Raw genomic sequence first — 13015 nt, forward strand, 5'->3', positions numbered from 1 at the left:
TTCTGTGACTGAATTAGCAATGTCAATGGAGCCCGTTACTTTTTCGGAGAGTGGCGGCGTTCGTTATCTGCACTTTGGTAGCGAACTCATTCAAGGGGCTATGCGTATTCGAGATCCGGATGAAATTTATCTGGAGTACAACCAGCAAATGATGGCTTGGCTACTTTTTCTAGAAACGAAGCCTGGCATGCGCGTTGCACAGCTAGGCCTAGGTACTGGCGCCTTAACCAAATTTACTCATCGCTATTGCCCAGCTGTGAAATCTACCGTTGTAGAACTGAATCCATCGGTAATTGTTTCCGCACGTAGCATGTTCTTCACGCCAGATGATGATCGTCGACTGGAAACGCTTCAAACAGATGCTAAGACTTTTGTTCAGAACTCTAAGTATCATCATCAATTCGATGCAGTGCAAGTCGATCTTTATGATGCGATTTGCGATGGCCCGGCAGCTAGCTCTTTGGAATTCTATAAAGGCTGCTACAACATTCTCAAGTCCCCGGGCGTCTTAACGGTGAATCTGTTTTCGCGTCACAAAAGCTTTGAGGTCAATCTCAATAATATTTGTGAGGCATTTGATAATAGGGTGTTGCTCTTTCCGGAATCTCACGACTGCAATGTTGTAGCTATTGCATTTAAGGGCCCCATTTTGGACGTTGAATGGAAAGAGGTTTCCAAGCGAGCCAAATTGATTATGGAAAAAACTGGCTTACCAACAAATACATGGGCATCTGGCTTAAACCGTGAGAATGCCCATCAAGAAACTGGGCTCTGCATCTAGTGCTTTAAATCTTGCCATCATTAAACCGTGATTTCAGGCAAAGAAAAAGGCGATCAAATGATCGCCTTTTTTATTCCCTCAAAAAGTAAATCAGTCTTAGATGGTAACGGTATCCGCTACATCGCTGAATGATTTGATCTTGTCAAAGTTCATGTATTTATAAACTTCACCTGCCTTAGCATTGAGTGACTCAACTTGTTCAAAGTATTCCTTCGGAGTTGGTAGGCGACCCAAGAGGGCGGCTACAGAAGCTAACTCAGCTGACGCCAAGAACACGCGAGTATCAATGCCTAAGCGATTCGGGAAGTTACGTGTTGATGTAGAAACGGCTGTGGAACCCTTGCGGATTTGCGCTTGGTTACCCATACAGAGTGAACATCCAGGCGTTTCCATACGTGCACCAGTACGACCTAATACGCCGTAGTAGCCTTCCTCAGTCAGAACCATTTGGTCCATCTTGGTTGGAGGTGCTATCCATAAACGAGTAGGCATATCTGTTTTGCCTTCGAGAACTTTGCCAGCCGCACGGAAGTGACCAATATTGGTCATGCAGGAACCGATAAATACTTCATCAATCTTTTCGCCAGCAACTTCGGAGAGGAATTTCACATCATCTGGATCGTTAGGGCAGGCCAAAATTGGCTCTTTAATTTCGCCCATATCAATCTCAATGACTTCAGCATAGTCAGCATTAGCATCTGCCTTAAGTAACTCAGGCTTAGCAATCCAAGCTTCCATAGCCTTAATGCGACGACCCAAAGTGCGCTTGTCTTCGTAACCATTGGCGATCATCCACTTCATTAAAGTGATGTTAGAACGCATGTACTCAATGATTGGCTCTTTGCTCAGCGCAATAGCGCAACCAGCTGCTGAGCGTTCTGCTGAAGCATCGGACAATTCAAATGCCTGCTCAACCTTAAGGTCAGGCAAGCCTTCAATTTCAAGGATGCGGCCAGAGAAAATATTCTTCTTGCCTTGCTTCTCAACTGTGAGCAACCCCTTTTTAATTGCATACAAAGGAATTGCATTTACCAAGTCACGCAAAGTGATGCCAGGCTGCATCTTGCCTTTGAAGCGAACTAATACTGACTCAGGCATATCTAGTGGCATCACGCCTGTTGCTGCAGCGAATGCAACCAAACCTGAACCCGCAGGGAAGGAGATGCCAATTGGGAAGCGCGTATGGCTATCGCCACCAGTACCGCAGGTATCTGGCATCAGTAAGCGATTCAACCAGCTATGAATAACGCCGTCACCTGGGCGCAATGCAACGCCACCACGGTTTGTCATGAAGGCTGGCAATTCATGGTGAGTGCGAATATCTACTGGCTTTGGATAGGCTGATGTGTGGCAGAAAGACTGCATCACTAAATCGGCAGAGAAACCTAAACAAGCCAAGTCCTTTAACTCATCGCGAGTCATTGGGCCAGTAGTATCTTGTGAGCCAACGGTAGTCATATGTGGCTCGCAGTAGGTATCTGGGCGTACGCCTTGACCTTCTGGCAAGCCACAAGCGCGACCAACCATCTTCTGCGCCAAGCTAAAGCCTTTTTTGTTATCAGGAGGGCTGACAGGGATACGGAATTCTGTTGAGGCTGGCAGGCCCAGGGCTGCACGAGCCTTTGCTGTGAGTCCACGACCAACGATCAATGGAATGCGACCACCAGCACGCACTTCATCCAAGATGACAGGGGACTTGAGTGAGAAAGAGGCGATTTCCTTGCCATTTTTAAATGCTTTACCTTCGTACGGGCGTAATTCAATCTCATCGCCCATATTCATATCGGAAACATCTAATTCAACTGGTAGTGCACCTGCATCTTCCATAGTATTAAAGAAGATTGGAGCAATTTTTGTGCCCAAGCAAACGCCACCAAAGCGCTTATTAGGGACAAAAGGAATATCTTGTCCAGTCCACCACAATACAGAGTTCGTGGCGGATTTACGTGATGATCCTGTACCAACAACGTCACCAACATAGGCGATTTGATTGCCTTTTTTCTGCAGGGCTTCGATTTGCTTCATTGGGCCACGAACGCCAACTTCATCAGGCTCGATTCCTGGACGCGGATTCTTGAGCATGATTGTTGCGTGCAATGGAATGTCAGGACGACTCCAGGCATCTGGTGCTGGTGATAAATCATCGGTATTTGTTTCGCCCGTAACCTTGAAGACTGTCAGCTTCATGCTCTCAGGGACAGCAGGGCGGCTTGTGAACCATTCAGCATCAGCCCAGCTTTGCAATACTTCCTTGGCGTGAACGTTACCCTTTTCCGCTAATTCCTGAACATCATGGAAGTAGTCGAACATCAATAAAGTCTTTTTGAGGGCGGCCGCAGCAGCCGAGGCGCACTCTGAGTCAGATAGCAATTCAACTAGAGGCTTAATGTTGTAACCGCCGAGCATGGTACCCAATAATTCGGTCGCCTTGATGCGAGAAATTAATGGTGACTTTTCCGCACCTTTTGCAACTGCGTCTAAAAATTCAGCTTTTACTTTAGCTGCCTCATCAACGCCTGCTGGAACACGATGGGTAATTAGCTCAACTAACTCAGCCTCTTTGCCTTTCGGCGGGTTTTTCAGCAAGCTTACTAGCTCAGCTGTTTGATCTTTAGTTAGTGGGAGGGCTGGAATTCCAAGGGCTGCGCGTTCGGCAACTTGGGCGTTGTAGGCTTCTAGCATCGTGTTTCCTATTGGGTAAGAGTTATCGACAGTAAGGCTAAGCAGGGATATTTCCCTATCCAGTCTATTGTAATTCGGAATTCATGTCTTATATAAGACTTAATTTTCCTTGGTGTCGATTGACAGCTGGTCAAAAATTCAATTGAATTTGTGTAAGTAATTGATTTATATAAATAAATTAAAATAATGGGGTTGTTAGCTTATTTTTCTCTTATCCAGGTTTGAGTTCTGCCTAGTAGGGGGATTCCAATATAGGCATGCACATCTAGTTTGGCGCCTTGATCGATTGGCTTGATTTGCACTCGGTAGATCTCGCCGTCATCAGGGTCCAGAATGCGACCACCGACATAAGAGCCTTCTACCCAGCGTAGTCCCGTAAGAATTTGCATGCCCAGAACCGGCTTGCCTTTGCGTTGATCCGTGCACTTATCGCACGTGCTTGGGGAATTGGGGTCTAGAAGCTTTTTAATTGTGCCGCTATAAACCCCATCCTTAGAGCTGATTTCGACGAGGGCGGCGGGCTGATTGGTTTCGTCATCATAGGTCTTCCAAACGCCATTAATAGACCCTAGATCTTGTGCACCACAGGCTTGGGAGCCCATGGCAATAATAAAAAATAGAAAATTCAAGGCTAAGTGACGGTTTTTGTTCATTTTTTAATTTGTTTCATTGACCAGGGTAGGTCTATCTTACCCCTCACAATTTTGGAGTATTGCTCAAGCTATCGTTATAATTACTTTTTCCAACAGAGCTTAAGCGATGACCAAATACGTTTTTGTCACTGGTGGTGTGGTTTCTTCTTTAGGGAAAGGAATCGCAGCTGCCTCGCTTGCCGCGATTCTCGAATCCCGCGGCCTGAAAGTCACCCTCCTAAAATTAGACCCTTATATCAACGTTGACCCGGGCACCATGAGTCCGCTTCAACATGGCGAAGTCTTTGTGACTGAAGATGGCGCCGAAACAGATCTTGACCTTGGCCACTATGAGCGTTTTGTTTCGGCAAAAATGCGCAAAAGTAATAACTTCACTACCGGTCAGATCTATGAATCTGTAATTAGCAAAGAGCGCCGAGGTGAATATCTTGGCAAGACGGTTCAAGTCATTCCCCATATTACGAATGAGATCCAAGCTTTTGTAGAGCGGGGCGCCAAAGCCAGTCATGATGGCAATGCTGATATCGCTATTTGTGAAATTGGCGGAACAGTGGGTGATATTGAGTCGCTTCCGTTCCTTGAAGCAGCTCGTCAAATGAGCATTCGCCTACCCAAGCATAGCTGCGCGTTTGTGCACCTTACATTGGTTCCATACATCAGTAGCGCAGGCGAATTGAAAACTAAGCCAACTCAACATTCCGTTCAAAAGCTGCGTGAGATTGGCATCATGCCAACCGTTTTGTTGTGCCGTGCCGATCGCCCAATCCCCGAGGATGAGCGCTCGAAGATTTCGCTCTTTTCGAATGTTCGGGAAGAGGCGGTTATTTCCGTATGGGATGTAGATACTATTTACAAGATTCCTGAAATGCTCCAAGCGCAGGGTATGGATGATTTGATTTGCCGTGAGCTTGAAATTGAAGCTAAGCCTGCAGACTTATCTGTTTGGGCAAATCTAGTGTATGAATTAGCCAATCCTCAGCATGAGGTGACTATTGGCATGGTAGGAAAGTATGTCGAGTTAACCGAGTCTTATAAATCTCTGATTGAGGCCTTGCGTCATGCTGGCATTCATAATCACACTCGGGTGAACATTAACTACATCGACTCAGAAGTGATTGAAAAAGACGGTGTAGATTGCCTTAAAAATTTAGACGCAATTTTGGTTCCCGGCGGTTTTGGTAAGCGTGGCACAGAAGGCAAGATTGCCGCAATTCAATATGCTCGCGAAAATAATGTGCCTTACCTTGGAATTTGCTTGGGTATGCAGTTGGCTGTTATTGAATTTGCACGACATGTGGCAAATATTTCTCACGCTAATAGTACGGAATTTGATCCAGAGACCGAGCACCCAGTTGTAGCCTTAATTACGGAGTGGGTTGACCGAGAGGGGCGTGTTGAGAAGCGTAACAATGAATCCGATCTTGGCGGCACGATGCGCCTCGGTTCGCAGCGTTGCCCTGTAAAAGAAGGTACCCTGGCCCATGACATCTATGGCGCCGAAGTGAACGAACGCCACCGTCACCGTTATGAAGTCAACAATGCATACGTTCCTCGCTTGGAAAAGTCTGGATTGATTATTTCCGCTAGAACTCCGAATGAGTCTCTCCCCGAGATGATGGAGTTACCAAGTTCAATGCATCCCTGGTTCTTTGGTGTCCAATTTCATCCGGAGTTCACATCAACGCCGCGTGATGGGCATCCATTGTTTTCAGCATTCATTAAGGCGTCATTAATTCACCAAGCTGCTACGGCTAAGCAGATCGCCTAAGGAAGTCAGATGAGCACATTTAAGTTATGTGGTTTTGATGTCGGTCTTGATCGCCGTTTCTTTTTGATTGCGGGGCCTTGCGTCATTGAGTCTGAGCAGTCGGCACTGGATATCGCTGGTCAACTCAAGGAAATTACCTCATCTCTTGGTATACCGTTCATTTATAAATCCTCTTTCGATAAAGCCAATCGATCTTCGGGGACTTCATTCCGTGGGCTTGGCATGGAAAAGGGCCTTGAGATTTTGGCGCGCGTTAAACGTGAAATTGGTGTTCCCGTATTAACAGACATTCACGATATCAGCGAGATTGAGCCTGTATCTCAGGTGGTTGATGTTTTGCAAACACCAGCATTTTTGTGTAGACAGACGGATTTCATTCGCGCCTGCGCACAAAGTGGTAAGCCGGTAAATTTCAAGAAGGGACAGTTTCTTTCTCCTCATGAGATGTTGAACGTGATCGAAAAAGCACGCGCTGCAGCGCTTGAAAAAAATCTTCCCGATCAATTCATGGTTTGCGAACGTGGTGCTTCTTTTGGATACAACAATTTAGTTTCCGACATGCGAAGCCTAGCGATCATGCGCGAAGCGAATGCCCCGGTGGTATTTGATGCTACTCACTCGGTTCAGCTTCCAGGCGGTCAAGGCAATGCTAGTGGCGGTCAGCGTGAATTTGTGCCTGTTTTGGCCCGTGCAGCGGTAGCTGTCGGAATCAGTGGATTATTTATGGAGACCCATCCGGATCCCGCCAAAGCATTGTCAGATGGGCCCAATGCAGTGCCTTTAAATCGCATAAAAGAATTGCTTGAGTCTTTAGTTGCTATTGATTCTGTAGTGAAGAAATCTGGCACATTTTTAGAAGATAGTTTTAAGTAACCCCCATTTATTTTTATTTAGGAGAAGGTGCATGAGCGCCATTGTTGACATCATCGGTAGAGAAGTTTTAGATTCCCGCGGTAACCCAACGGTTGAGTGCGATGTTTTACTTGAATCTGGTGTTATGGGTCGAGCAGCGGTTCCTTCTGGTGCATCCACCGGCTCGCGCGAAGCTATTGAATTACGTGATGGCGACAAAGAGCGTTACTTAGGTAAGGGCGTATTGAAAGCCGTACAAAATATTAATATTGAAATCGCCGAATCTATTCTTGGTCTTGATGCAAGCGAACAAGCATTTTTGGATCACACACTCATTGAGCTCGACGGCACTCACAACAAAGCGCGCTTAGGTGCTAATGCAACGCTTGCCGTTTCAATGGCTGTCGCAAGAGCTGCCGCTGAAGAGGCAGGACTGCCTTTGTATCGCTATTTTGGCGGCTCAGGCGGTATGCAACTTCCTGTTCCAATGATGAATATCGTCAATGGTGGCGCGCATGCGAACAATAGTTTAGATATTCAAGAATTTATGATCATGCCTGTTGGCGCTCAGAGCTTCCGTGAGGCCTTGCGTTGCGGCGCTGAAATCTTTCATGAGCTAAAGAAAATTATTGGTGCTCAAGGCATGCCTACAACGGTTGGTGATGAGGGTGGATTTGCACCAAACTTTAAGAGCAATCAAGAATGTCTTCAAACGATTATGAAGGCTATTGAGGGCGCCGGATACCAAGCGGGCGAAGATGTGTTGTTGGCATTAGATTGTGCTGCTAGCGAGTTTTACAAGGATGGCAAATACCATTTATCCGGCGAAGGTCTTCAGCTCGCTTCAAGCGAGTTCTCAGACTACCTGGGTAACTTGGCGGATCAATTCCCAATCGTATCGATTGAAGATGGTATGCACGAGAGTGACTGGGATGGTTGGGCTGATATCACAACAAAACTAGGCAAGAAAATTCAACTGGTTGGTGACGATTTATTTGTTACCAATACTCGCATCCTCAAAGAGGGTATCGAAAAAGGTATTGCTAACTCTATCTTGATCAAGATTAATCAGATTGGTACTTTGACTGAAACTTTTGCCGCTATAGAAATGGCAAAACGTGCGAATTACACAGCCGTTATTTCACATCGCTCCGGCGAAACAGAAGACAGCACCATTGCTGATATTGCAGTTGGAACTAATGCTGGTCAGATCAAAACAGGCTCACTTTCACGCTCTGATCGCATTGCCAAATACAACCAGTTGTTACGTATTGAAGAAGACTTGGGTGATGTAGCTAGCTACCCAGGAAAATCTGTTTTCTATAACCTTAAGCGCTAGTAACGCAGTCATTCATTTATGCGGATCGTCATCTACTCTATGCTGTTATTGCTGATAGCAATCCAGTATCCCCTATGGCTGGGTAAGGGTGGATGGCTTAAGGTCTATGAAATGGAGAAGCAATTAGAGCTTCAACAGGCTAAGAATAGCTTGCTCAGTTTGCGTAATGCAAAGTTAACTGGTGATGTTACAGATTTAAAAGATGGCACGCGCGCAATTGAAGAAAGAGCGCGCGTTGAACATGGCATGATTAAGGATGGCGAATTTTTTGTACAAATTTTGCCTACTGAAAAATCAGCTTCTAATACGCTTGATGGCGTAAAGTCAACGAGCGCTAAGCAATAATCCACTACCCTTTAATGGCCGCTTGATGGCGGCCTTGTTGCATCCGCTAGTAGATCCGTTTTAAATACCTGACGACAATCTACAACATCAAAATGATAGGCTTTTGCGCAAAAATCGCACTCTGTTTCAACAGATCCGCGTTCCGCCAGAATGCTTTCAACTTCTTGTTCTCCCAGCATTCTGAGGACATCTGCAACCTTTGCGCGTGAGCAGCGACAAGCAAACTGAATAGGGCGGGAAGGAAAACTTCTAACTCCATTTTCTGCCGACTCCTCGAGAAATAGACGGCGCAGAATGGTCTGCGGCGGCAGGGTGAGCAGCTCTTCCGGGGTAATCGTTTCGCCAAGGGTTTGAATGCGCGTCCAACCTTCAGCAGCTACTTGAGGGTCAAGATGGGCATGCCCCCCTGAATCTGGCAAACGTTGCAACAGGAGGCCGCCTACATGCGTCTCATTAGAGGCGAGCCAGATACGTGTATCTAACTGTTCAGAATTCTGCATATACAAAGCAATTGCTTCGGCGGCACTAGCTACTGGTTTGATAACCGTGCCACGATGTTCTTGCAGGGCGACAATTCCCTGGTAAGGAGGTTGACCTGGCTGGCGATCCGCTGGATCTAGGGTGATGACAAGGCGCCCGGTATTTTCTGCGTCCAATAGCTCGCCAAGCGTAGCATTAGGATCAATGCTTTCTGCTTCTACCGAGAGCTTCACGGTGGCCCGCATTGTGAGATCAGACTTGCATTCCACAACCAAGAGTTGAATGGGTCCCTTGCTTTGGGCTTGAATAATTAAGGTCCCATCGAATTTAAGGCTAGCACTGAGTAGGGTGGCTGCACCCACAAAATCACCAAGGATACGTCTAACAACAGGGGGGTCGTTGCGTCGCTCCAAAACTGCCTGCCAGGCGCTGCCGATAGAGACAATCTCCCCGCGGACCGGAGCGCCATCACACATAAATACGAGTAGTTCATTCATAGGTGAAAGTATCCACGGTTTTCCATAATTGCGCGACATTTGGCTCAATTTTGGGCTTACCTGAGATAATGATGGTTATGCATATACGTACACGCTTCGCCCCCAGTCCCACGGGCTTTATACATTTGGGAAACCTTCGTAGCGCCTTATATCCATGGGCATTTGCGCGCCACAATAAAGGCGACTTCATTCTTCGGATTGAGGATACGGACCTTGAGCGCTCCACCCAAGAAGCGGTGGATGTGATTATTGAGGGAATGGCTTGGCTTGGCTTGGATTTAGACGAGGGGCCCATCTATCAAATGCAGCGCATTGACCGCTATCGCGAGGTTGTTAAGGAAATGCTTGATGCTGGCTTGGCCTACCCTTGCTATATGAGCGAGGATGACCTCAATGCATTACGCGATCAGCAGATGGCCAATAAAGAAAAGCCCCGCTATAACGGCTTATGGAGGCCGGAGCCAGGTAAAGAACTTCCAGCAGTCCCTGAGGGTGTTTTGCCTGTTATTCGCTTTAAGAACCCCATTGGTGGGTCGGTAATCTGGCAGGATGCGGTGAAAGGTCAAATTGAGATTAGCAATGACGAATTAGATGATTTGGTGATTGCTCGCTCTGATGGCACACCTACATATAACTTCTGCGTCGTTGTCGATGATTTGGATATGAATATTACCCACGTCATTCGTGGTGATGATCACGTGAACAATACTCCGCGTCAAATTAACATCATGAAGGCTTTGGGTGGTACACCGCCGGTTTATGCGCATTTGCCGACTGTATTAAATGATTCTGGTGAAAAGATGAGTAAGCGTAATGGCGCAATGAGTGTGCGCGATTACCAAAAGGCAGGGTACCTGCCAGAAGCAATCCTAAATTACTTGGCGCGTTTGGGCTGGTCTCATGGCGATGCTGAGGTATTTAGCAAGGAGCAGTTTGTGAATTGGTTTGATTTAGATAGCCTTGGCCGCTCGCCAGCACAACACAATCCAGAAAAATTGCTCTGGTTAAACCATCAATACATCCAGAATGCTGATCCAGTGCAGTTAGCTGAATTGACTAAGCCGTTTGCGCATGAGCTGGGCATTGATACCGAAAAAGGGCCCAACTTTGTTGATGTTGTCACCTTATTAAAGGATCGCGCCAATACTTTGATTGAGATAGCGGAGGGCGCCAAGCTGTTTTATTTGCCGGCGCCGATGCATAGCGCTGATCAAATTGCCGCAAATATCCCTCAAGAAATCATTCCGGCGCTAAAAGATTTAATTGAAGCTGTAAAGTCAGCGGAGCATTCAAAAACTGCTTATGCGGGTGTATTTAAGGCTGTCCTAGCGAAGCATCAAATTAAAATGCCAGCGTTGGCTATGCCGGTTCGCTATGCCTTATTTGCGACCACGCAGACGCCAGCCATTGATTCTGTCTTGGTTGTGCTTGGTAAGAATGAGGTTGTAGAGCGCCTTTCTAAGGTGGTCTAATTTAGAATTTGCGTAGTCGGGCAAAAGTAGGATAAAATCTTGGATTGTTTTGAGTGTCTTGTAGATTTATAGCGAGATTACGGGGGTATAGCTCAGCTGGGAGAGCGCTTGCATGGCATGCAAGAGGTCAGCGGTTCGATCCCGCTTATCTCCACCAAGCATTTAGAATAGCGGTACTTAGTTTTTGTAGTAGTCCAGGTCCCCATCGTCTAGAGGCCTAGGACATCACCCTTTCACGGTGAGTACGGGGGTTCGAATCCCCCTGGGGACGCCAAGTTTATTGGCTAGTTGTGAGTAGTAGCATTAAGTGACACAAGTAGCGATCGTTGCATTTGGAGCGGTAGTTCAGTTGGTTAGAATATCGGCCTGTCACGCCGAGGGTCGCGGGTTCGAGTCCCGTCCGCTCCGCCAATTTATAAAAGAGCCCTTTAAAAGGGCTCTTTCTATTTCATCAGCTCACTCAGAGCCTCATTGTCCGGTAGGTGAAGCGCTTACATAATTGCCGCCATCAGTTGGCCCGCTGATTCCAACTGATTGTGAGGATTCTTTTGACCCATCTATCTGCAAGATTTTTTTGCTAGCGGCTACGCTTTTAGCATTTGGTACGCTTGCGTTGTTTACAGGCGCTTTATTGGCAGTAGTGGTTGCTGGGGTGCTGGTTGCCGTCTTGGCGGTCGATATTGCAGAAGTGGTGGCGGTGATTTTGCTGGCAACGGAGATGGCTGCTGTTGTTGTCTTTGAGTTAGCTGCCACTTTTGCGGCTGCAGTCGCTTTTGCAGCGGCTTGTTGTTGCTGAGCTAGCTTTGCTTGCTCTGTTTGTTGAACTGCATCAACTAGCGGGCAATTTACCAGTAGGGCTGACGACATTAGATAAATTCTCAAGCGCTTTTTGCTCGCTTTCATGGCTACCTCTAAAGATATTTAATTCAAATTAGGTACGTCAAAATCACCGCTTAATCTTTGCAACAGTATCAGAGTTTTAGCATGCACGGTGCGTGCATCAATAAGTTCATATTCTGCTTCACGAAATTTGAGCAATCCTTGCAAGCCTAAGTTTTGGGAAGGCTTTGCCTGACTATATGAAGCTGCTGCAGTCTCAAGACGATCTTTGGCAGCTTGATACTGTAAATAGGTTTGATTTATCTCAGTAACAATTTTAGTTTTAGCTGCAACTAAATTTACCTCTTGTTCAGCAACCGTGTTTGAAGCGGCAATCAAATCAGAATCATTCAAGAGTCCATTGCCCAATGGAATAGAAAGCAAAAAGCTAAAAGATTTTTGGGCGCCATAACCAACTCCGTTTGAGGAGTAGGGTGGAGTCTCTGTGTAATACAGGCCTGGTAAAAAATCGGGGTTTTTCCCGGCCTTCACCATTTCTAAATTTGCGGCAGCAGATTCAATGGAGGCCTTGCTCGATGTTAGATCCGCTCTATTGTCCTGCGCTCGCTCAACGAGATCTTTAGTCGTGAATTTTTGCGGAGGAATATTCAACATACCAACCGGCAAAGGCAACGGTTGATTTGGATTTCCTAGAAAGTTCACCAAGCCATATGAATAGTATTTTAAATCGTTAGCAAGTACTTTTTGGGCTGCTAAGAATTCTGTTTTATGTGAGCTTACATCTTGACCCTTGTAGGCGCTCAATTTGTCAATGGCTGATTGATAGGATTGCCAAAGCAACTTTGTTCTTAGCGCATCGATGTAATTAAATATCGCCTGGGTTTCTACGGAGCGTGTTTCAACGATCATCTCCGCTAGATGCCTATTAGCCTCAGATTGTGCGTATGCCTCTCTCGCAGAGCGCTTCCCCCAACCCTCAACAGTAACTGTGGCTCCAACTGTGTTTGATGCTGGATTTGTATAGCCAGTATAGGGCGCTTGGGTGTAGACGCTTCCACGGGCGTAGGTCAATATGGGACTCAAATACGGCATCCCGGCTTGTTTTGCCGTCGAAGCTGCTGAATCGGCCGTTAGCTTTTTCGCTCTTAAGGCTGGATTCTTTTCATTAAGCTCGTTCAGGTAGGTGCTTAATGTCATGGTTTGGTATGTGGTGTCGGACACTTTAAAAGGTGGAAGCGTTTGTCCGGAAGAGATGCAAGGCAAAAGGCAGGCAGAAGCGAGAAGCGCTTTAATTGCCCCCATCTTT

11 protein-coding genes and 3 tRNA genes are annotated in these 13015 nt (G+C 46.6%); 10 read left to right on the plus strand and 4 right to left on the minus strand.

Annotated features, from left to right (window positions below):
• The first annotated feature begins 4 nt into the window (after positions 1–4).
• A complete protein-coding gene (locus tag FD960_RS05180) occupies positions 5–781 on the plus strand; it encodes a spermidine synthase (protein ID WP_251369859.1) in 777 nt (258 codons plus the stop codon).
• 96 nt (positions 782–877) lie between these two features.
• Here the strand turns inward: FD960_RS05180 and FD960_RS05185 are convergent, their stop codons facing one another.
• Together FD960_RS05185 and FD960_RS05190 are read right to left on the minus strand one after the other, a co-directional pair.
• On the minus strand, positions 878–3463 hold the full coding sequence (locus FD960_RS05185) for a bifunctional aconitate hydratase 2/2-methylisocitrate dehydratase (RefSeq protein WP_215300473.1): 2586 nt from the start codon (positions 3461–3463) through the stop codon (positions 878–880).
• A gap of 200 nt (positions 3464–3663) precedes the next feature.
• On the minus strand, positions 3664–4116 hold the full coding sequence (locus FD960_RS05190) for a DUF2147 domain-containing protein (RefSeq protein WP_251369860.1): 453 nt from the start codon (positions 4114–4116) through the stop codon (positions 3664–3666).
• Between the two features lie 106 nt (positions 4117–4222).
• Between FD960_RS05190 and FD960_RS05195 the strand changes: the two genes are divergently transcribed.
• Genes FD960_RS05195 through ftsB form a run of 4 tightly spaced genes read left to right on the plus strand, consistent with a single transcriptional unit; the run spans position 4223 to position 8420 of the window.
• The gene (locus FD960_RS05195) at positions 4223–5884 is read left to right on the plus strand and encodes a CTP synthase (protein WP_215300475.1); all 1662 of its coding nucleotides are present in this window, start codon (positions 4223–4225) and stop codon (positions 5882–5884) included.
• A gap of 9 nt (positions 5885–5893) precedes the next feature.
• A complete protein-coding gene (gene kdsA, locus FD960_RS05200; RefSeq protein WP_215300477.1) occupies positions 5894–6757 on the plus strand; it encodes a 3-deoxy-8-phosphooctulonate synthase in 864 nt (287 codons plus the stop codon).
• Positions 6758–6788: 31 nt separating this feature from the next.
• Positions 6789–8075 carry a phosphopyruvate hydratase gene (gene eno, locus FD960_RS05205; protein WP_215300479.1) on the plus strand — a complete coding sequence of 429 codons (1287 nt, stop codon included), beginning with the start codon at positions 6789–6791 and terminating at the stop codon, positions 8073–8075.
• A gap of 18 nt (positions 8076–8093) precedes the next feature.
• Entirely contained in the window at positions 8094–8420 is a 327-nt protein-coding gene (ftsB, locus tag FD960_RS05210) for a cell division protein FtsB (protein ID WP_215300481.1), read from the plus strand.
• A gap of 11 nt (positions 8421–8431) precedes the next feature.
• On the opposite strand, the gene FD960_RS05215 is transcribed toward ftsB, so the two are convergent.
• Positions 8432–9397, minus strand: coding sequence for an Hsp33 family molecular chaperone HslO (locus tag FD960_RS05215; protein WP_215300482.1), 966 nt, complete (start codon positions 9395–9397; stop codon positions 8432–8434).
• A gap of 71 nt (positions 9398–9468) precedes the next feature.
• Here FD960_RS05215 and gltX point away from each other — a divergent pair, with 71 nt between their 5' ends.
• From gltX to FD960_RS05240, 5 genes are all read left to right on the plus strand, one after another.
• Complete coding sequence (gene gltX, locus FD960_RS05220) at positions 9469–10869, plus strand: glutamate--tRNA ligase (RefSeq protein ID WP_215300484.1); 1401 nt, start codon at positions 9469–9471, stop codon at positions 10867–10869.
• Positions 10870–10950: 81 nt separating this feature from the next.
• Positions 10951–11026, plus strand: a tRNA-Ala gene (locus FD960_RS05225).
• Between the two features lie 41 nt (positions 11027–11067).
• Positions 11068–11143: transfer RNA gene (locus FD960_RS05230), tRNA-Glu, on the plus strand.
• Between the two features lie 60 nt (positions 11144–11203).
• A tRNA-Asp gene (locus tag FD960_RS05235) sits at positions 11204–11280 on the plus strand.
• A gap of 88 nt (positions 11281–11368) precedes the next feature.
• A complete protein-coding gene (locus FD960_RS05240; protein ID WP_215300486.1) occupies positions 11369–11665 on the plus strand; it encodes a hypothetical protein in 297 nt (98 codons plus the stop codon).
• Positions 11666–11790: 125 nt separating this feature from the next.
• Here the strand turns inward: FD960_RS05240 and FD960_RS05245 are convergent, their stop codons facing one another.
• Positions 11791–13011, minus strand: a complete 1221-nt coding sequence (locus FD960_RS05245) for a TolC family protein (RefSeq protein ID WP_215297733.1) — start codon at positions 13009–13011, stop codon at positions 11791–11793.
• Positions 13012–13015: the final 4 nt, after the last annotated feature.

It is taken from the genome of Polynucleobacter sp. AP-Nino-20-G2 (genome assembly GCF_018688235.1).
Classification (GTDB): Bacteria; Pseudomonadota; Gammaproteobacteria; order Burkholderiales; family Burkholderiaceae; genus Polynucleobacter.